The 20422-nt window shown below is 39.6% G+C and carries 15 protein-coding genes and 2 pseudogenes; 9 read left to right on the top strand and 8 right to left on the bottom strand.

The features are described from left to right. Positions 1–38: 38 nt before the first annotated feature. A complete protein-coding gene (locus L656_RS0117300; RefSeq protein WP_024599096.1) occupies positions 39–1022 on the bottom strand; it encodes an IS110 family transposase in 984 nt (327 codons plus the stop codon). Positions 1023–1208: 186 nt separating this feature from the next. On the opposite strand from L656_RS0117300, the pseudogene L656_RS0117295 reads away from it, so the two are divergent. The 3 genes and pseudogenes from L656_RS0117295 to L656_RS0117285 all read left to right on the top strand — a co-directional run. Continuing rightward, positions 1209–2237, top strand: a pseudogene (locus L656_RS0117295) (family 1 glycosylhydrolase); the annotation flags it as partial. 28 nt (positions 2238–2265) lie between these two features. Further along, entirely contained in the window at positions 2266–3588 is a 1323-nt protein-coding gene (locus tag L656_RS0117290; RefSeq protein WP_024600127.1) for a glycoside-pentoside-hexuronide (GPH):cation symporter, read from the top strand. A 62-nt stretch (positions 3589–3650) separates the two neighbouring features. Further along, complete coding sequence (locus tag L656_RS0117285; protein WP_024600126.1) at positions 3651–4655, top strand: LacI family DNA-binding transcriptional regulator; 1005 nt, start codon at positions 3651–3653, stop codon at positions 4653–4655. A 91-nt stretch (positions 4656–4746) separates the two neighbouring features. Here the strand turns inward: L656_RS0117285 and L656_RS0117280 are convergent, their stop codons facing one another. Next, a complete protein-coding gene (locus L656_RS0117280; RefSeq protein ID WP_024600125.1) occupies positions 4747–5415 on the bottom strand; it encodes a DUF2987 domain-containing protein in 669 nt (222 codons plus the stop codon). Continuing rightward, entirely contained in the window at positions 5408–6214 is an 807-nt protein-coding gene (locus tag L656_RS0117275) for a glucosaminidase domain-containing protein (protein ID WP_024600124.1), read from the bottom strand. The genes L656_RS0117280 and L656_RS0117275 overlap by 8 nt, the downstream gene beginning before the upstream one ends. A 184-nt stretch (positions 6215–6398) precedes the next feature. Between L656_RS0117275 and L656_RS0117270 the strand changes: the two genes are divergently transcribed. Continuing rightward, the gene (locus L656_RS0117270) at positions 6399–7691 is read left to right on the top strand and encodes an anti-phage deoxyguanosine triphosphatase (RefSeq protein WP_024600123.1); all 1293 of its coding nucleotides are present in this window, start codon (positions 6399–6401) and stop codon (positions 7689–7691) included. 82 nt (positions 7692–7773) lie between these two features. Here the strand turns inward: L656_RS0117270 and L656_RS0117265 are convergent, their stop codons facing one another. Continuing rightward, the gene (locus tag L656_RS0117265; RefSeq protein WP_024600122.1) at positions 7774–9930 is read right to left on the bottom strand and encodes a prolyl oligopeptidase family serine peptidase; all 2157 of its coding nucleotides are present in this window, start codon (positions 9928–9930) and stop codon (positions 7774–7776) included. Positions 9931–10093: 163 nt separating this feature from the next. Here L656_RS0117265 and L656_RS0117255 point away from each other — a divergent pair, with 163 nt between their 5' ends. Further along, on the top strand, positions 10094–10408 hold the full coding sequence (locus tag L656_RS0117255; protein WP_024600121.1) for a DUF962 domain-containing protein: 315 nt from the start codon (positions 10094–10096) through the stop codon (positions 10406–10408). A gap of 512 nt (positions 10409–10920) precedes the next feature. After that, the gene (locus tag L656_RS0117250; protein WP_024600120.1) at positions 10921–13491 is read left to right on the top strand and encodes a TonB-dependent receptor plug domain-containing protein; all 2571 of its coding nucleotides are present in this window, start codon (positions 10921–10923) and stop codon (positions 13489–13491) included. Positions 13492–13584: 93 nt separating this feature from the next. On the opposite strand, the gene L656_RS0117245 is transcribed toward L656_RS0117250, so the two are convergent. The 3 genes from L656_RS0117245 to L656_RS0117235 form a co-directional block, all read right to left on the bottom strand. Continuing rightward, on the bottom strand, positions 13585–14586 hold the full coding sequence (locus L656_RS0117245) for a branched-chain amino acid aminotransferase (RefSeq protein WP_272941825.1): 1002 nt from the start codon (positions 14584–14586) through the stop codon (positions 13585–13587). 190 nt (positions 14587–14776) lie between these two features. After that, positions 14777–15829 (bottom strand): fatty acid desaturase family protein, encoded by a 1053-nt coding sequence (locus L656_RS0117240; protein WP_024600119.1) that lies wholly within the window; start codon positions 15827–15829, stop codon positions 14777–14779. After that, the gene (locus tag L656_RS0117235) at positions 15826–16869 is read right to left on the bottom strand and encodes a flavin reductase family protein (RefSeq protein WP_024600118.1); all 1044 of its coding nucleotides are present in this window, start codon (positions 16867–16869) and stop codon (positions 15826–15828) included. The genes L656_RS0117240 and L656_RS0117235 overlap by 4 nt, the downstream gene beginning before the upstream one ends. A gap of 269 nt (positions 16870–17138) precedes the next feature. Between L656_RS0117235 and L656_RS01000000122390 the strand changes: the two are divergent. The 3 genes and pseudogenes from L656_RS01000000122390 to L656_RS0117220 all read left to right on the top strand — a co-directional run bounded on the left by L656_RS01000000122390 (position 17139) and on the right by L656_RS0117220 (position 19290). After that, positions 17139–18261, top strand: a pseudogene (locus L656_RS01000000122390) (PQQ-dependent sugar dehydrogenase). 159 nt (positions 18262–18420) lie between these two features. Continuing rightward, positions 18421–18600, top strand: coding sequence for a DUF6435 family protein (locus L656_RS0117225; RefSeq protein WP_024600117.1), 180 nt, complete (start codon positions 18421–18423; stop codon positions 18598–18600). A gap of 453 nt (positions 18601–19053) precedes the next feature. Beyond that, positions 19054–19290, top strand: coding sequence for a DUF3144 domain-containing protein (locus L656_RS0117220; RefSeq protein ID WP_024600116.1), 237 nt, complete (start codon positions 19054–19056; stop codon positions 19288–19290). Positions 19291–19326: 36 nt separating this feature from the next. On the opposite strand, the gene L656_RS0117215 is transcribed toward L656_RS0117220, so the two are convergent. Beyond that, complete coding sequence (locus tag L656_RS0117215; RefSeq protein WP_024598675.1) at positions 19327–20280, bottom strand: IS110 family transposase; 954 nt, start codon at positions 20278–20280, stop codon at positions 19327–19329. Between the last annotated feature and the right edge of the window lie 142 nt (positions 20281–20422).

Raw genomic sequence — 20422 nt, 5'->3', positions numbered from 1 at the left:
GTAGATACCATCTCTCATTTTAAGCTTCAAGGTCGTATTTAACTTTCTTGGAGCTTAAACGCTTCTTGGTTTTTTATTACACCAAAACATATATGAATGAGCTTTCGCATATTTGCACACACAGCTTGCATCGGTGTTTTACCATTATTTATTAACGTTAACTTATGTCGTTTTATTGTTTTATTCCATTGCCCTGCAACAATGGCCGCCATATAAAGTTTACATCGAATTCTGGCTGGCCCAAGTTTACTGATTGATGTTCGCCCTTTTAATTTACCCGATTCATTATGCCGTGGAATTAATCCACAATAAGCCGCCGCTTCTTTGGCTTTATTAAATTTTTTAGCCGCAAATAAATACGTCAGCTCTCTCGATAATACGGGCCCTATGCCAGGGATAGACTCAAGTAGTTTCCTGTTTCTTTTTAAATCAGGTTCATTATCTATGTGGTTATCAATGTCAGATTTAAGCTGTTTAATTTCGTCATCTAAAAACGCGATAGTTACTTTTATCGATTGGCAAACACGCGCGGAAACGTTGCTGAATTCACTTGCTTCTAATCGGTTAGCTTCTCGTTGTCGGTTACTCTCAAGCGCATCTAAACGACGGATAAGGGCTTTAAGCTCTCTAACTTCTAATGCATCAGGTTGCCAATAACTAACGACTGCGTGCTTAGCACAGCCGTAATGAGCAAGCATCGTTGCATCAGATTTGTCTGTTTTATGAATTATGTTTAAAGCGTCTGCATACTTTTTAGCTTTACCGGGATTCGCTAAAATAATATTAAAGCCTTGCTCGTGTAAAAAATACATCAGTGCTTCATGATAAACACCCGTTGGTTCGAGGGTGATAACGAGCTCATTAGCAGCGCTTTTAGTTGTATTTAAAAGCCATTTTTCTATTGCTAAAAAGTCTTGATGCTTGTTTTTAAAGACTTTTGTTTTAATTTTGTTTGTAAGCTGGTCTCTCAACCACGATAAATCAATCTTCTCTTTACTAATATCAATGCCGATAAACATCATCTCTACTTACTCCCCTTGTACATACAGCATCTACTTAAAAAAAGTGTGCTTGGATACCATTCAGTTTGTGAGAATAGAAAGTCAGGGCTTTATCTACGGCGCAGTATTAAATACTAGGCGTAAAGGCAAGCTCACTGACTTCGATGTGATAAATGATAGCTAATCATTAATCAATGAGAGATACAAGGCGTTAAGTTTTATACTGATATTTTAGATGAGCTAAAACGAAAAAATATAAAAGCCTTTGTTACTTTGTATCACTGGGATTTACCGCAACACCTTGAAGATGAAGGCGGCTGGCTTAACAGAAAAACAGCTTATGCATTTGAGCAGTACGTAGAACTAATTACTAACGCATTTGGAACACGAGTGTATTCTTACGCTACATTAAACGAACCCTTTTGCAGTGCGTTTTTAGGTTACGAGATTGGCATACATGCCCCAGGTCTAGTAGGCAAGCAGTATGGTAAAAAAGCAGCTCATCACTTATTACTCGCTCATGGTCTGGCTATGAACGTGCTAAATAAAACATCGCCTGATACTCAAAACGGCATTGTGCTTAACTTTACACCCGCCTACCCACTTACAGATACTCAACAAGACATAGACAGTGCCAAATACGCTGATGACTATTTAAATCAGTGGTACATGAAACCAATAATGGACGGTAAATACCCTGATATAATTAACCAACTACCTGAGGATCATTTACCAGAAATACACCCAGGTGATATGGAATTAATTTCTCAGTCAATTGATTACTTAGGCATTAACTTTTACACCCGCCAAGTTTATAAAGCGCACCCTACTGATATTTATGAACCCATTGCACCAACGGGTCCGTTGACTGATATGGGATGGGAGGTTTACCCGCAATCGTTTACCGACCTGCTCGTATCGCTTAATAAAACATACACCCTACCGCCTATTTATATAACCGAAAATGGCGCAGCAATGCCCGACACATATAATAATGGCGAAGTTAACGACTTAGACCGTTTAAGTTATTATAATACTCATTTAAACGCAGTTCACAATGCAGTTGAACAGGGTGTTGTTATACGTGGCTACTTTGCTTGGAGCTTAATGGACAACTTTGAGTGGGCAGAAGGCTACTTAAAGCGCTTTGGTATTGTTTATGTTGATTATAAAACGCAGCAACGTACTATTAAAAATAGTGGCTTAGCCTATAAAGCACTTATCTCAAATAGATAATAATAAGCACAAAGCGGGATAAACAATCATGGTCAGTGTAAAAGAAAAAATAGCGTATGGCTTAGGCGACACCGCCAGTAATATTATTTTTCAAACAGTTATGATGTTTTTAATGCTGTACTACACAGATGTAGTAGGTTTATCGCCTGCCGTTGTTGGTACTATGTTTTTAGCAGTGCGTATTTTTGATGCCGTAACCGATCCATTAATGGGTAACCTTGCTGACAAAACACATACGCGCTGGGGGCACTTTCGCCCCTACTTACTTTGGCTTGCACTTCCTTTTGCTATTATAAGTATTTTAGCGTTCACTACGCCCGATTTAGAAGGCACCGATAAAATAATTTATGCCTTTACTACTTACACACTTCTTATGGTTGTCTACACCGCTATTAATATCCCTTATTGTGCATTGGGCGGCGTACTTACTGCAGACGCAAAAGAACGCGTTACTATTCAGTCTTACCGGTTTGTATTTGGTATGCTAGGCGGCGTAATAGTAGCGGGTTGTACTATGCCAATGGTTGAGTATTTTGGCCAAGGCGATGCTGCCAAAGGCTATCAATACACAATGACTGCAATGAGCATTTTAGGTTTTGTACTGTTTTTACTTTGTTTTTTAGGCACAAAAGAGCGTATACAACAGCCAAAAGAGCAAAACATTCCTTTTGCCAAAAGTGTTAAAGCCTTAATTAAAAACGATCAATGGCGAACACTTTGCTTAGCTGCATTTTTTTTACTTACCGGGCAAGTATTAAGGCTTACGCTTGCTGTTTACTACGTAAAATACTATTTAGGTCGAGACGATTTAATCACCTTATTTATGACGCTAGGTGTTGCAGCCAGCATGGTAGGTTGTGCTTTAGCTCAACCACTTGCAAAGCGCTTTTGTAAGATAAAGGCCTATATAAGCTTACAAGTTATTGCCGCTGCTATTTGTGGTTTTAGTTACTTTATTAATAAAGACTCTTTAGTACTGGCATTTTCGGCCTTTATTTTATGGAAATTCTTTTTAGATATGGCAACCCCGTTGTTGTGGGCAAAAATGGCCGACACTATAGATTACGGGCATGAAAAAACAGGTGTACGCATTACGGGTTTGGTTTATTCAGGCGTCATATTTTTTATTAAAATGGGCGTGGCTGTAGGCGGCGCAATTGCAGGCTGGTTATTATCTTTTTACAGCTATCAGGCCGATGCAGTACAAACCCTCGACACCCAACACGGTATTTTACTTTCATTTACTGTACTACCTGCTTTTGGCTCATTATTTGTTGCCTACATAATGAAAAAATATACACTAACTAATCAAGTTGTTGAAAATATTCAATCTAAACTAACAGCTAGTTAAGATATATACTCTAAGGTATTATTTAGCCGAAATAGTTAAGGATAAGCGAGTGAACAAATAACATGGCAACAATTTATCAAGTCTCAGAGCTTGCGGGCGTATCGTTAGCCACCGTTTCTCGCGTGATGAACAAAAATACCCGCGTAAGCGATAAAACTAAACAAAAAGTGCTTGATGCCATGGAGCAGCTTGGCTACAAGCCTAATTCAATAGCGCAATCTTTAGCCTCTAACTGCACTAACAGTGTCGGTATTTTAGTGTCTGAGTTACATGGTCCTTTCTTTGCCCAAATGATGGCAGGTATTGAGTCAGAGCTTCGTGCTGCGGGTAAGCACGTTATTATTACCACCGGACACAGTGAAGAAGACAAAGAGCAAGAAGGCATTGATTTTTTAATTAGCAGACGCTGCGATGCCATTATTTTGCACGTAGAAGCAGTCTCAGATGACTACCTAATAAAATTAAGCGAAGGCTCTACACCTGTTTATTTAATGAGCCGTTACGTAGAGCAACTAAAAGACAACTGTATCAGCCTAGATAACCAATTAGGTGGCTACCTGGCCACTAAATCGATATTAAATCAAGGGCATACACAAATAGCGTATATTGCAGGTCCGCAGTTTAAAGCCGATGCATTTAATCGCTTAGAGGGTCATAAACAAGCCCTTACAGAAGCTGGCATTAAGTTTGATCCTGCTCTTTATTATATTGGCGACTTTAACGAAACTGGCGGTAGTAAAGCCTTAAAACATTTTATTGATGAAAAACTTAGCTTTACCGCACTGGTATGTGCCAATGACGAAATGGCATCCGGTGCTATGAAGTACGCACGAGAGCACGGTTATAATTTACCAAACGACTTATCGATTGTTGGATTTGATAACGTTATTTTTGCAAACTACCTGTACCCTACACTCACGACCATAGATAATCCGGTCGGGAAAATGGGCGAAATGGCAGCAAAACTAGTGCTTAAAGACGTATATCAAAATAAAAACCTCGTTATAAATCGGTTTTTTGAACCCACTTTAATGCAGCGAGACTCTTCAGCACCACTTATTAAATAAGAACTAAAGGCTAAAAACGAGTACAGAATTTGGTACAAAAAAAGCGGCTAAATGCCGCTTTTTATAGGTTAGCTACTTAGCTAAACGCTGATCACTTAACAATCCAAGGCGTTACTTTTATTACTTGCGATATATCGCCAAGCACCGCGCTATCATCTTCCCAGCTATCTTCAACTGCAAAGTAACATACTGACTTTTCACACGTTATGCTCTTATCATCAAATTGCATTGGGCTTTTAAATGTAACTGCTACGCCCTTTTGCTCTGGTAATAAAAACCACATTAATTTACTTACAAAAAAGCCCGACAAATCAGTTAACAACTCATCAAGTTCGTCGTTAATGGTATATAACGACTGCTTTGAAAACGCTAAACCTTCAAGTTCGTTTGCTTCTATTTGTAGCTTTAATTGGCAATCGTGTACAGGATTGAGCGGCTCTACTACAATGACCGCTTTATCGGTATCAAGCTGCTTATCGAACGGCAATAGTAATTGTGCTTTATCGGTAAAGTTAAGTGGATACTCGTTTCTTTCGGTTAAAATCGTACCGCTTTTAATCGCACATGTTTCATTAGTACCAATATCACTAATGTAAAAGTTAACTCGCGCATATTGAAAATCGCCTTTGTTAACAATTTTTAAGCGGTCGTAAAAACCGTCATACGACATCACAAACTCTCTTGCATTTACATTAAATGCACTAATGCTCAGCAGTACTAACGCAATAGCGTTGGTACAATTAAAAATGTATTTATTCATCAAAGTAGGCTCTATTTTGGCTAATCATGGTGTTTAACTCTTCTATATACGCTTCACCGCGCTCAGAGTAAGACATTAAACCATGTGTAAGTTCAGTCGCTAAAATTGGTTTTTGCTCAAGACGTAAGTTTTCACGTATTGCGCGCAAATCTTTATAAGCAGGATGCGTATTTATGTTTTTAAAGTAAGAGTTTATAGCAGCTCTTACCGATTTAAACGCAGCAACTTCGTGCGCAGCACCGGTATTACGGCGTTTTGGCACCATGCCACAACCTTTTGTGTAACACCACTGACCAAAAAAGTTAAGGCCAATACGTGCAAAACGTGATGTGCCCCACGCAGATTCATTTGCAGCTTGCATAAGCGCTAATTCTTTAGGAATTATATCAACACGGCGTAATGCTTGCGTAAGTATGAGCGTATCAACTGTGGTTGGTAAGCCGTATGACTTTAAAATTTTAGCAATATCTTTGCTTTGCTTTTTTTCTAAAGGTAATTCGTTTTGGAGCATCATGCGTGCTATTTCTAGCTTAGCGCGTTGCTGTAGTATTTTTTTGTTTTCGGCTTCTACATGCGGACGAATAAAGCTAAAAAATGCATGTTTTTTTTCTTTTACATCACTAAATTCAGAAAACTTAGGTAATTTTACGTTATGTAATGGTTTTTCTTTTTTCTTCACTTTTTTGGGTTGTTCTGACGTTTGTTCATCCTGATCAACGTCGTCACTTTGTATAAACGGATATGCAAGCGCCCATACAAAAAATACGGTTAACAAAAACTGAAAAATAATTCTTAGCATGTATTCTCTCTTTCAAACAACTAATTATGCATGGTTAATACACAAGCATACGAAGGCACATTATACCTAAGCCACTTTATAAACGCGAATAACGAAAAGTAGTGCATTTGTTCATTCGCAATTTATAAGTCCATGGGTATACTGGGCAAAGTTTAATAATATTAACTATGTGTGAGTAAGCAGTATGGATAAACAATGGCAAAGCCGAATAATAGAGCAATATAAACATCGTCCTAACGATAACCGCTCGCCGTGGCAGGTCGATCGCTCTCGTATTATTCATGCCGCTGCATTTAGACGTTTGCAAGCTAAAACCCAAATTATGGGTATTGGCCTAAACGACTTTTACCGCACTCGCCTTACTCACTCTTTAGAAGTATCGCAAATTGGTACTGGCATATTGCGCCATTTAAAAGCGCAACATAGCGACTTTACGCACTTTCCATCAACCGGACTGCTAGAAACACTCTGTTTAGCGCACGATATTGGCCATCCGCCTTTTGGGCATGGTGGTGAAATAGCACTAAATTACATGATGCGCGATCACGGTGGTTTCGAAGGTAACGCACAAACACTGCGCATAGTTGCAAAACTTGAGCCCTACAGTAATGGCCACGGCATGAACCTCACTCGTCGTACTTTATTAGGCTTTATAAAATACCCCGCGTTTATTAATACGCTTTGGCATACCATTCCTGACGATACAACTGGTCGTGCATTTATAAAAGCGGATGATTGGAGACCTGCCAAAGGGTTATACAACGACGATGCAGCCATATTTAATTGGATAGTAGAACCACTGAGTCAAAACGATAAAACATTGCTAGGTAGCCATGCCGCTATTGATAAGCACCGCGCTAAAACAACGTATAAATCGCTCGACAGCGCTATAATGGAGCATGCCGACGATATAGCGTACGCGGTACACGACTTAGAAGATGCCATTGCAACCCACGTACTCACATTAGACGATTGGCAAACTCATGCTCTACCTCATTTAAAAGTACTAAACTTTGACTGGCTAAACGCCATGCTTGAGTCACTGACCCAACGCTTGTTTTCAAAAAATGATTATGAGCGAAAAGATGCCATAGGTGAGCTGGTTAATACCTTTATTATTCATATACATTTGGATATTCAAAACGATGACTTTGAATGCCCTATTTTAAAGTACACCGCTAAATTAGATGCCCAATACGACAGTGTATTGCAAATACTTAAGCATTTTGTGTTTCAACGTTTAATACGCGACCCCGAAATGCAGCAAATAGAGTTTAAAGGGCAAAATTTACTAATAGAGTTATTTACGGCGTTTGCTAGCGATCCGCTGCGTTTATTGCCCGAAACAACACAAGCACAATACATAGAAGCGCAAAAGCAAAACCAGGGTATGCGTATAATTTGCGATTACTTAAGTGGAATGACCGACGAATACGCTTATAAAACGTATCAACGATTGTTTTCACCTATGCAGTAGTAATATTAAAAAGGCCGAGTAAATTAAATTTACTCGGCCTTTTTGCTAAGCTATTAAAGTTAGCTATTTAGTTAAATCGCTCTTATAACGACTCTACACCCATGTTGTACAGCGTAAAACCAAATATATCAGCGTACTGCTCAATTGTTTTACTTGTTGGAGTACCTGCACCATGCCCTGCGTTTGTTTCTATGCGAATAAGCGTTGGATTATTACCCGTTTGCTTTGCTTGAAGCTCAGCTGCAAACTTAAACGAATGTGAAGGGACAACGCGGTCATCATGATCGCCAGTTGTAATCATAGTAGCTGGATACTCAACACCTGCTTTTACATTATGAAGTGGTGAATAACCTTTAATGTATTCAAACATTTCTTTGCTTTGCTCACTGGTACCGTAGTCGTATGCCCAACCAGCGCCCGCAGTGAATGTATGGTAGCGCAGCATATCAAGTACACCTACAGCAGGTAGAGCCACTTGAAATAAGTCTGGACGCTGCGTCATCACTGCGCCAACCAACAAACCACCATTAGAGCCACCGCGAAGTGCTAAGCGCTTTTTAGACGTGTACTTTTTATCTTTTAAGTACTCAGCCGCTGCAATAAAGTCGTCAAACACATTTTGCTTTTGCAATTTTGTGCCTGCATTATGCCAGTCTTTACCGTACTCACCGCCACCACGAATATTAGCAACGGCGTACACACCACCTTGTTCAAGCCATACTGCATTAACGGGGCTAAAGCTTGGCGTTAAACTAATATTAAAACCACCGTAACCATATAAAATAGTAGGGTTTGAACCATCAAGCTTAATGCCTGTTTTATAGGTAATTACCATCGGTATTTTAGTACCGTCTTTTGATGTGTAAAACACCTGCTCAGACGTGTAATCATCGCTATTAAAATCAATAGCCGACTTACGATAAACACCCGATTCACCCGTAGTTACATCAAACGTATAAGTAGTGCCTGGTGTTTTGTAGTTAGTGAACGAATAATAAAGCGTTGTTTGTTCTTTTTTACCGCCAAAACCACGTGCAGTACCCACGCCTGGCAACGTAATTTCGCGAATTAGTTCGCCTTTTTTGTTGTACTGTTTTACCTGCGAAATAGCATCAACCATGTAGTTGGCAAAAAAGGTATCGCCACCTTTTGTCAGGTTTAGTACGTTTTTGGTTTCAGGAATTAAATCAACCCAATTTTCAGGGCTTGGGTTACTTGCATCAACCGTCACTACTTTTTTGTTTGGTGCATTAAGGTTAGTAACTAAAAACAGCTTGCTGCCTTCGTTATCAATAACTGATGTATCTGAATCAGTATTTCCTACAACCGTTACAAACTCACTGTTTTCTTTTGCTAAATCTTTTATAAACAGCTTATTGCCTGAAGTAGACGTACTAGCTGAAATAAGTAAGTAGCGGCCGTCATGAGTTACATCAGCGCCTACATAGCGATGTTTTTGCTCATCAGTTTCACCAAATACAACACTATCAGCAGATTGAGCAGTACCTAGCTTATGGTAATACGCTTTATGCTGATCTGTTTTGGCCGAAAGCTCACTACCTTTAGGTTTCTCGTAACTTGAATAATAAAAGCCTTCGTTGCCTAACCAATCTATACCACTAAATTTAACATCAACTAGCGCTTCTTCAACTTGCTCTTTAGTATGTGCATCAATAACTATAATTTTACGCCAATCGCTGCCACCTTCAGATATTTGATACGCGAGTAATGAGCCATCTTTTGAAAACGATAAACCCGACATAGACGTCGTACCATCGTCACTAAACTTGTTTGGATCTAAAAATACTTCTACGTCGCCGCCATCTTTACTGCGATACAAAACATACTGATTTTGCAAGCCATCGTTTTTATAAAAATAGGTGTAATCGCCTTCAGTAAAAGGAGCGCCTATTTTTTCGTAATTCATTAGTTTTTCAAGGCGCTGCTTTAACTTATCGCGATAAGGTATTTGTTCTAAATAAGAAAACGTTAAATTGTTTTGCGTTTTAACCCAATCGGCAGTCTCGCTGCTCATATCATCTTCAAGCCAACGATATGGGTCGCTAACTGCTTCTTCAAAGTAGGTGTCTACGATATCGCCTTTTTTTGTTTCTGGGTATATAACTGCATTAACTTGCTTCATTGGTGCTTTTACTTCTTCTTGAGTTACCGTATTAGTTGGCTCTGAACAGCCGCTAAGCGCTACAATTACAGCACATGCTAGAGTGTGTTTAAACATCCTGAGTTCCATTCTTATTTATTAATAGTGCACATAAGTTATTAACTTTTAGCCCTTTTGTCTATTTAGATGCGTTAAGCGCCATTTATCGCTGTAAACAAATGTAAACTTACGCTCTAATAGCACAACCCTGATAAAATAAAAAACAATAAAAGAGCACACCATGCAAAGTACAAACCCCACGTTTAAAAGCTTTAAAGCCTTCTACCCTTATTATTTAAAAGAGCATCGCAACGTGACTTGCCGCCGCTTACATTTTATAGGAAGCGCCCTCGTTCTTGCTGTAATAGCAATAGCATTATTGAAACAGCAATATAGTTTATTATGGCTATTACCTGTTATTGGATATGGGTTTGCGTGGGTCGGGCATTTCTTTTTTGAAAAAAACCGCCCAGCTACTTTTAAACACCCCTTTTACAGTTTATGGGGAGATTGGGTCATGTTTAAAGACATGCTTGTTGGAAAAATTAAATTTTAACACTATTTTTTAGTAGTCTTTTTTATACTAATTACTTATAAAAACAAAATTACTTCATGCTTTAAAGTATAGGTTCTAATAAGTAGTACATAATTTATAACACACCCGTTAAATGTTAATTTAATTAACATTTAACGGTGTTTTTGTATTTTATGTTTTTAAAAATATTTATAAGTGAACAGTTGTTTATTGCCAGCCCAATAAAAATGGCTTTCTACTCATGACTAGTTAAACCTATCAACCTCATCTTACCAGTTAATTAAACGTTAAATTTAACTTTTAAATATAATTCATTATCCATCAATTACTTAGCAATCACCTTCGCTATATAACCAAAACAATGGTCATCATAAAAAACAACCAAATGTAATTATAAAAACACCTAAATTAATTGAATGTTATTCAATTGACTGGCTTTGTTAATTAAGTATATGTTCAAGGTAACAAAGAGGTTTGATCTTTATCTTTTTGTACAAAACTAAAATAATTCAATGGGTATGGGGAAATACAGCATGAATAGAAAACCGTTATTTAAATTACAGCAATCGGTACCACAAATATTACTCGCAATGAGCGCATCTGCTGCACTACTTGGTTCGCTCTCAGCAAATGCTGCAGAGCAAGACACTAAAGCAGAAGAAAACATTGAACAAATAAGCGTAATTGGCTCTCGCCGATTAGGCCGCACAGTAGAAGACAGCGCAGTACCCATCGATATAATTGGCGCTGATGCCCTTAAAAATTCTGGCTTTACTGAAACGAATGCCCTACTTAGCAGTTTATTACCCAGCTTTAACTTCCCGCAGGCATCACTTACTGATGGCAGCGACCATGTACGCCCTGCTCAGCTTCGTGGCTTAGCACCCGATCACACCTTAGTGCTTGTTAATGGTAAACGCCGCCACAGCAACGCATTACTTAACTTAAATGGCTCAACGGGTCGTGGTTCATCATCGGTTGATTTAAATGCAATACCAGCAAATGCTATTGCCCGTATTGAAGTATTACGCGATGGCGCCGCAGCGCAATATGGCTCTGACGCTATAGCGGGTGTTATTAATATTGTGCTTAAAAGCGCAAGTAGTGGTGGCTCAGTTGCGGCTATTTATGGTGCTAACGTAACCGAAATGGACGGTGTACCACAGCTTGAATCTGTATCTGAAGGTAGCGACGGAAATTTAGCATTTACCGAAGGTGGCGATCGCTCTTTAACAGACGGTCAAACATTAACACTGCAAGGTAATATGGGTTTTGAGCTTGGAGATAATGGCTTTTTAAACATCTCAACAGAATACCGCGATCGCCACTCAACCAACCGCTCAGACTACGATAACCGTGAAAACTATGCTCGATTAGAAGATGGATCGCTAGACCCTCGCGAACTTACCGTAAACCGTTATAACCATAACTTTGGTAATGGCGATGTTGAAGACTTTTCAATGTTTTATAACGCAGGTTACCAGTTAACAAACGAAGTCGACTTATATTCGTTTGGCTCTTACAGCAAACGTGAAGGCGAAGGTGGCGGGTTTTATCGCCGCGCGAGTGATAGCCGTAATATAGAAGAAGTATACCCTGATGGCTTTTTACCTGTTATCACCTCAGACATAGATGACTTTTCGCTGGCACTTGGCGCTAAAGGTTTTATAAGTGAATGGAATTACGATGTATCGGCCGTATATGGTCAAGATGCGTTCGAGTTTGGCGTTATAAATAGCTTAAATACCTCATACGGCCCTACTAGCCAAACAAGCTTTGATGCAGGAACACTTACCTACGATCAACTTACCTTAAATGTTGATTTTAATCGTGAGGTAGACGTCAGCTTTTTAGAAAGTTCAGTAAGTGTGGCCGTAGGTGCTGAGTATCGCCGCGAAGGTTACCAGATTGATGCAGGCGAAGAAGCTTCATATGCACAAGGCACATTTGGCCCAGGTGGTGCAGTAACCGACCCAGTTGATGGCCCATTTGGCGCAGCGGGTTCACAAGTATTTCCAGGTTTTACACCCGAATCAGAAGGCGACAATAGCCGCCATAACGTGAGCCTATATATCGACCTTGAAACCTACCTAACAGACGATTGGAACCTTGCGGTTGCCGCTCGTTACGAAGATTACTCAGATTTTGGCGATACACTCAACGGTAAAATTGCCACGCGTTATTCGTTAACTGAAGACTTAGCGCTGCGCGCATCGGTTTCTACTGGTTTTAGAGCACCGTCGTTACAACAGCAATACTTTACCTCAGTAGCCACTGTATTTGTTGATGGCGAACCAACCGAAACCGGCACATTTGCACCAGGCAGCGATGTAGCAAAAGCGCTTGGTTCGCCTGGTCTTGATGCCGAGGAAGCAACAAACTACGGCGTTGGTTTTACATGGTCTACCGACTTTAATTTCAGCTTATCGGTTGATTACTACCAAATATTAATTGATGACCGCATTGTGTTATCAAATAACTTATCGGGCGCTGCTATTGAGCAACTACTTGAAGGTACCGGTGCTAATCAGGGCCGCTTCTTCTTAAACGCAATTGACAGTAAAACCCGTGGTGTTGATGTGGTTGCCTCTTATAATGTAGCAACCGATGGTTACGGCGATTTAGCCTTTAACCTCGGTTATAACTACGGCAAAAATGAAGTGACCAATATCATCGACCCACCAGCAGAACTACAAGGCGCAGGGTTTGATCAAGACAACTTGTTCTCTGGTAATGAGCTGCGTCGCTTTGAAGTAAGCACACCGCGTAATAAGTACAACTTAAGTGCAACGTGGACTAACGATGATATTCGTACAACGCTTAGAACAACACGCTACGGTGAAACTCAAGATCCATCATCAACGGCAGAGCTAAATGAAGTACTAAAACCAAAATGGATCACTGATTTAGACGTAGCTTATGCACTTACCAATAACGTATCGTTAAGCTTGGGAGCGAATAACATTTTTGATGTTTACCCAGATGCAACACGCGAAAATGTTGACGAAGTAAGCACCTTCTCACGTTTATTTGCATACTCAAGCTTTTCACCGTATGGATTTAACGGACGCTACGTGTACGGCAAAATAGAAATGAAGTTTTAATAAGCACAGCTTAAAGTAACCAAACACACAAAAGCCACCGATTAGGTGGCTTTTTAATGCGAGTTACTATTAAATCTATTACTAAATCTATTATTAGATTTTAGTTAACCAGCCGTGCTTGTCTTCACTTTTACCCCATTGAATATCGTTCAATGCTTGGCGAAGGCGTGCTGTAGTAGGGCCCGGCTCGCCAGTACCTACTTTGTATTCTTTATCGTTATGAATAAACGTACCCACAGCAGTTAGTACAGCTGCAGTGCCCGAAAGCGCAGCTTCAGTGCCAGGTTTAGCTGCACGCTCTAGTAGCTCAGTAACGCTAAAGTTACGCTCGCTTACCGTCATACCTAAGTCTTTGGCTATGGTTAAAATACTATTACGCGTTACACCATGTAAAAACGTGCTATCAAGCGCTTTAGTAATAATTTCGTTGCCATCAATAAGTATAAAGTTAGCAGCACCAGTTTCTTGAACGTCGCCACCTGGGCAAAACAAAATTTGATCTGCCTGGTACTTTATACGTGCAGCGCTAATAGGTGCTAGAGCACTGGCGTAGTTACCACCACTTTTTACCATACCCATGTGCGGAGCGCAGCGCATGCCATCTTCTTCAAGCAGTACACGTAGTGCAGTTGCACCACCGGCAAAGTAATCACCTACTGGCGATAGTAATGTATATAAAAGCGAGCTCATTGATGGCGCTGCGGCTTTACCAATTGCAGCCTCTGTACCAATGTGCGTTGGGCGAATATACATAGAGCCCGGCGGTAATGGCGTTTCATCTGCGTATTCACGCATAATATCGATAATCATCGTTTTTAGCATATCGCTGTCAAAACTCGGTAAGCTTAATAGCGCTGAGCTTTGTTGCATACGTGCAATGTTTGCATCCATTCTAAAAAGATAAACAGAACCATCTTCATGGCGAAAGGCTTTTAAGCCTTCAAAACATGTACTTGAATAATGAAGAACGTGCGCACCAGCATGAAGTTCAAGTTTATCGGAAGGGACAATTGAGCTTTCGCTCCATTTATTATCAGAAAAACGAGCTTGAATCATCTGCGGCATAAACACGGTACCAAATGCGGCCATTTTAATCTCTCTTGTGTGGTCTATTTTCCTCCATTGTATGACAATCACACGCTATTTAACCATAGCTAAAGTAAGGCTTTTTTAATTAACTATGAGAATTTTTTGCAAGTGCTGTTTACTAATCAACCGCATTGGGTGCTATAAACAAAAAATCGACCTATGCTGTTACATAGATCGATTGTTTAAAACAAATAATTTATTTAAACGAATATTTAATAATACGTTTTAACACCGACGTATACTGTCTAAAAAAGCCACCAGTGTGATAATCAATACCGTGTTTTTGCAAAACAGCTTGCACTTGCGGTGCAACTTCTTGATAGCGCGAAGACGGCATATCAGGAAATAAGTGATGCTCTATTTGGCAGCTCAAATGCCCTGTTAAAACATGAAACCAATGCGACCCTTTAATATTAGACGAGCCCAGTACTTGGCGGTAATACCACTGCCCTTGGGTTTCGTTTACGCAGTCTTCTTGTTTAAAGGTCTCTGTTTCTTCAGTAAAGTGACCACAAAATATTATGGTCGACGTCCATAAATTACGGATTAAGTTTGCCACTAAATTCCCCGCCAATACCCATAAAAATAAAGGCCCTGCAAGTAACGGAAATATCACATAATCTTTAATTAACTGGCGAGCGCCTTTACTAAAAAAGCGCTGCTTTAGTGTTGAGTGCGATACAAGCCCTTCGCGGTTTTCTTTCTTTTTACCAATAAAAACACGCTCTGCAGCTAACTCGTGATACGACACGCCCCACTGAAATAGCACACTTAAATTAATATACGTAAAAAACTGCCATACATTTTTAAAACGCCACTTAAAATCATCGCTCAGGCGTAATAATCCATAACCAAAGTCTCTGTCTTTACCAATAATATTAGTATACGTATGGTGTTCAAAGTTATGAACACGGTGCCAGCTTTGTCCATCGCACGCAATGTCCCACTCATAATGTTGTGAGTTAAGCTGTTTGTCGTTCATCCAATCGTATTGGCCGTGCATTACATTGTGGCCAATTTCCATATTGTCTAAAATTTTAGCAAGCGCTAATAACAGTACACCTGCAACCCACAGTAATGGCTGAATAAAACCAAGCATAAGCAAAATTCGCCCGCTCCATTCACACACTCGCTGTTTGCGCACAACAGAGCGAATGTAGTCAGCATCTTGCTGACCCACCTTGCCAAGAGTGTCCATTTTTATGGCATCTAACTCGCTTGCGAGCATGTCATAGTTAATGTTTTTCATAATTTTAACTCCAAATCACTAACAGGTTGGCTTACGCAAAGCTGGATTAACTGCTCGCCGTTGTCACTCAATTCACCTGTTTTTAAATTACGTATCACGCCTGACTTTTTAATACATTGGCATTGGTGGCAAATACCAATACCGCAACCGCGTTTAACGGGTAGCTTTTTTTCTTCAAACTGAGTCAATAAAACATCGTTGCCCGATACAACATGGGCACTGGCGTTAATTTTCACATTAAATTGGCTGTCGTCGTTTAAGCTAGGCAGCGCCAAACCAAAGGCTTCTTGGTAGTAATTTAGCTTATGCGTTTTAGCAAAATCGCTCACCGTTTGCATAAATGCTGCAGGGCCACAGCAGTAAATGTCTGGGTTTTCCCACGGCTTAATATTGCTGGTTATGTCGCTTGATTGCTCACGCGTTAATAATAAAAACGAAAAATGCTCAAATTGCGCTGCCAACTCACTTAGCTCATCAACACATTGATGCTCAGTGGCTTTTGCGTAATACACTAACGAGACTTTTTGCGTAGTTTGACTTAAGTAATCATCAAGCATAGCCAGCATAGGTGTTATACCCGACCCACCGGCAACAAAAGTAGCCGGTGTATGTGTATTTTTAAATACAAAGTCGCCGTTTGGCGCAGAAATATTGCACCACAAACCCGCTTTCAATGCGCTACTGAGTAAGCCTGTAAAGCGCCCTTGCGCATTTGTTTTGATTAGTAAGCGCACCAAACCTGTATTTTTAAATTGCTGTGCGCTTGAGGCCACGGTAAAAACGCGTGTTAATAATCGCCCATTAATTTCAAGCGTTAAACTTATATGCTGCCCTGACGTATGCGCCTGCCATTGTTTGCTTGGCTTAAGCTGCACACTTAAAAAACCGCCATCAAGCACAGCGGTACTAACTACTTGCGCTCTAAACTGCCCTGCACGCCACGCAGGTTTAAACACCTGCATTATTGGCTCTATGTAGCCTGCAAAACTTTGATGGTGTAAAAACCATTTTGAAAATTGGTTTAATACTTGAGTAATCATGGTTAAATCTCTATCAAATCTTAATTATTTTGAACTTACACGTGTACGCCCAAACTTCAGCGCACAAGTGTACGCTCAAATTTTAAGTTTTCAACCCCAATAGAGTAATTATTCAATTTTTTTATTAGCGCTAATTGCTAAAACAATTTCCTGTGAAGAGGTAATTTTATAAACATATAAGTGTGTATTTTTCATTCAACTCAACACTTAACAAATTTATTTATGCCATGTTAAGGTGATGTAAGACTGAATTAATTTTGGAAGCCATAATGATAAATTTAATGTCACATAACACACTCCCTAAACTAATAAGTGCAGGCTTAGCCGTTGCTATATTTGCTACTAACGCACCCGCGCATGCAAAAAGCGATTACGTAAAAAACTATAAACAGCTCGATACTTTATCGCTTAGCGTTAACGCAGTAACAGCGGCAGAAGGTGTGGTTATACCTTGGGCTATTGAGCCTTTAGCTAATGGTGATTTATTAATATCTGAGCGCAGTGGAGCGTTATTTTTATTACCTAAAAATACCACTAAATTAACTGAGGTTTCAGGGTTGCCCGACATTGACGCTAATGGCCAAGGTGGATTACTTGATTTATCACTACACACCGACAGTAAACAAAACCAATGGCTGTACTTTAGTTACGCAAGTAGTGAAGGCAAAGGAAGCGGAAGTAACACCGCCTTAATGCGCGCCAAGCTAAGTAGCGATCATACGCAGTTGTCTGATCAGCAATTGCTATACAAAGGCGAGCATAATAGTACCAAAGGCCAACACTACGGCANGCTCGCGCGATATAAACCCGCAAGATCTCACCCGTGATGGCGGTAAAATTTATCGCTTACACGAAAATGGTAATATCCCAAGTGATAATCCGTTTGTTAAACAAAAAAATGCAAAACATGCGGTATGGTCTTATGGACACCGTAATCCACAAGGCATGTGGTTTGATAATCAAAATAATATTTTATGGTCTCACGAACACGGGCCACGCGGCGGCGATGAGCTTAACATAATAAAAAAAGGCGCTAACTACGGATGGCCTTTAGTAAGTTATGGCGTTAACTACAGCGGTACCAAGTTTACAGACCTTAAAGAAAAAGACGGCATGCAATCGCCCGTATTACACTGGACCCCTTCAATTGCCCCTTCCGATATGTTGTACGTAACGAGTGATAAATACCCAAAGCTTAAAGGTAAGCTATTACTAGCATCAATGAAATTTGCATTTATTAGCGCATTGGAAATCTCAAAGGGTAAGGTTGTTAAGCAATATAAAATACTCGACGGAATAGGCAGAGTACGCAGCTTAGCTCAAGGCAGTGATGGTTTTATTTATTTAGGTATTGATGGGCAAGGTATTAAACGCCTAGAGCCGCAAACGTAAGCACTAGAACCAGAACTAGCACACAGTACGTTAATAACTACACCGTGTTTACTTTGCGCTTTAAAAGCGCAAAGTAAACATTTTCACCAAACAAAGAACTATTAAGCCAATTAATGCGTACACTAAATACATATAATTTAATAAATTAAGAGAATACTAATGTTTTCATTTTTAAAGCCTGACCCAATAAAAAAACTGCGTAAAGAATACGACGTAAAACTAGAGCAAGGCATGCAGGCACAAAGAAAAGGCGACATTAAAAGCTTTGCCATGTTAAGTGCAGAAGCCGAAAAAATCTGGAGTGAAATAGAAAATCTAGAGGCTAAAAAAGCCAAATAAATAATATTTAAACGCGTCTACCCTGTTTCAAAAAAAGGAAGACGCGTTTAGTAAATAATCCATGACCCCGTTTTTACAGCTTCCACCGACCCTAAACCACCTTCTATAATATGCTTACACAAGCAAGTGTATTTAAAGCGACTACTTACATTATCGCCACCGTTCTTTAGTGACTATTAAATGATTTAAAATCGGATTTGGTTTTCATTTTAAATATTTAATTGCTGCATTTACGTACAGTACTGGCGTTTTTCCTCCTAAGTCAAAAAATGAGGACGTTTTCCTCATTTGTGCATATCATTAAAAGAACAACCCGCCTGAAAGTTTATAACTGGCAATGTGTTACAAGATTTGCTATTACTATTAAAAATAACTAAGAGGACATACTTTGCTCGTAAAAAGAGGAAAGTGTCCTCTGATAAAGCTATTATATGTTTAGGGAATGTTCAGAGTATGGATGAAAAATTTGAAGAAGTAGTCGGCCGGTATTTAGAAAAAGCGATTGAAGTTGAAACTGAGACTTCAATGTCTCAAGCAAGCTCTTCAATGCTATTTGCTACCGCTTGCTACAATGCTCAAAACATTCTTGATAAATCATCCCCAAACAACCTCGAAGCTAATATTACAGAGTATATTGAAATGTATGAGGATATGCTTAGGAACTCTATTGAGCACTACTCCAGCAAATAAACATATAACAAGTGACTATGGTGTCAATTCCTAATTTCAAACCATTTTAGGATCCCACATGACACCATCCCTCACCATAGAATTTATGATTACTATAAGCTTTCTTATACAGGCAATAATAGCCACTTTCTTAGGTTTCCCTGCCGCGACTAGCCGATGATAAATAGCTTTAAATTTAGGGTTACATTGGATAGCTGACATCATTGCCATATACATTGCGGTTCTAATTTTTGGCCGTCCACCTCGTATCATCCGTTTACCCTGATAAGCACCACTTTCTCGATTAAATGGTGCAACACCAACCAGTGATGCAGCCTCTTTATTGTTTACACACCCAAGCTCAGGCATGTCACTAAGTAAGTTAAATGCGACAACATTCCCAACGCCAGGCACACTTTGAATAATGTCATTCTTGACCTTATATTCGTCACATTCTTTGATGAGTTTTTGTAGTTTCAAATCTACTTTTTCAATCTGATTTTTTAATGCCGTTAGGATAGGTTTTATTAGTGATGATATTGTTTTTGGCATTATTTGTGAACGATTTTTCTCCATCGTTTGCATATCCATTAACTGCCTTCTTCTAGAAAGTAAATCACTCATCAAGCGCATCTGCTCTGGCTTTAAAGAAGAGAGTGGTGGCTTTATTGCTTCACCAAAATGAGCGATGAGTTGCGCATCAAGTTTATCTGTTTTTGCTTTTTGGCCAATAGCGCCTGCGAAACGTTTAATATTAACGGGATTAGCAACAACGAAAGGGATATTCGCTTGAGCACACGCCATAATAAAGGGGTGTTCAAGGCGCCCAGTTGCTTCAATAGTAACACGCGTTATTGGGTGCTTTTTTAGTGTTTTTATAGCGTGTTTAATGCCGCCGTCATTGTTTTCTACGGTGAAATATATATCTAAAGGTCGGATGTAAATATCGAGTTGAGTTTTACCTGTATCGACACCGACGTTAATTTCATTTTGATTATTGAGTGTATTCATAATAAGCTGACTCTGCCTTGCGATTCGGGCTCGAGGCCCCGTTGACTATCCGAGTTTAATGCTTGGAGTTTATACAGCGTTCTTTCTTGTTATCGGTCTCTCAATAGAGGAGCCTTCAATCAATCGAACTACTGTATAAAAG

It is taken from the genome of Pseudoalteromonas sp. TAE56, assembly GCF_000497955.1.
GTDB lineage: Bacteria > Pseudomonadota > Gammaproteobacteria > Enterobacterales > Alteromonadaceae > Pseudoalteromonas.
The sequence above is the reverse complement of the archived record's forward strand: the minus strand, read 5'-3'. Positions and strand labels throughout refer to the sequence as shown.

Bases quoted from the DNA above. Each gene is read 5' to 3' on its own strand.
- L656_RS0117300 (WP_024599096.1), bottom strand. From the start codon at position 1,022: ATGATGTTTATCGGCATTGATATTAGTAAAGAGAAGATTGATTTATCG.
- L656_RS0117290 (WP_024600127.1), top strand. From the start codon at position 2,266: ATGGTCAGTGTAAAAGAAAAAATAGCGTATGGCTTAGGCGACACCGCC.
- L656_RS0117285 (WP_024600126.1), top strand. From the start codon at position 3,651: ATGGCAACAATTTATCAAGTCTCAGAGCTTGCGGGCGTATCGTTAGCC.
- L656_RS0117280 (WP_024600125.1), bottom strand. From the start codon at position 5,415: ATGAATAAATACATTTTTAATTGTACCAACGCTATTGCGTTAGTACTG.
- L656_RS0117275 (WP_024600124.1), bottom strand. From the start codon at position 6,214: ATGCTAAGAATTATTTTTCAGTTTTTGTTAACCGTATTTTTTGTATGG.
- L656_RS0117270 (WP_024600123.1), top strand. From the start codon at position 6,399: ATGGATAAACAATGGCAAAGCCGAATAATAGAGCAATATAAACATCGT.
- L656_RS0117265 (WP_024600122.1), bottom strand. From the start codon at position 9,930: ATGTTTAAACACACTCTAGCATGTGCTGTAATTGTAGCGCTTAGCGGC.
- L656_RS0117255 (WP_024600121.1), top strand. From the start codon at position 10,094: ATGCAAAGTACAAACCCCACGTTTAAAAGCTTTAAAGCCTTCTACCCT.
- L656_RS0117250 (WP_024600120.1), top strand. From the start codon at position 10,921: ATGAATAGAAAACCGTTATTTAAATTACAGCAATCGGTACCACAAATA.
- L656_RS0117240 (WP_024600119.1), bottom strand. From the start codon at position 15,829: ATGAAAAACATTAACTATGACATGCTCGCAAGCGAGTTAGATGCCATA.
- L656_RS0117235 (WP_024600118.1), bottom strand. From the start codon at position 16,869: ATGATTACTCAAGTATTAAACCAATTTTCAAAATGGTTTTTACACCAT.
- L656_RS0117225 (WP_024600117.1), top strand. From the start codon at position 18,421: ATGTTTTCATTTTTAAAGCCTGACCCAATAAAAAAACTGCGTAAAGAA.
- L656_RS0117220 (WP_024600116.1), top strand. From the start codon at position 19,054: ATGGATGAAAAATTTGAAGAAGTAGTCGGCCGGTATTTAGAAAAAGCG.
- L656_RS0117215 (WP_024598675.1), bottom strand. From the start codon at position 20,280: ATGAATACACTCAATAATCAAAATGAAATTAACGTCGGTGTCGATACA.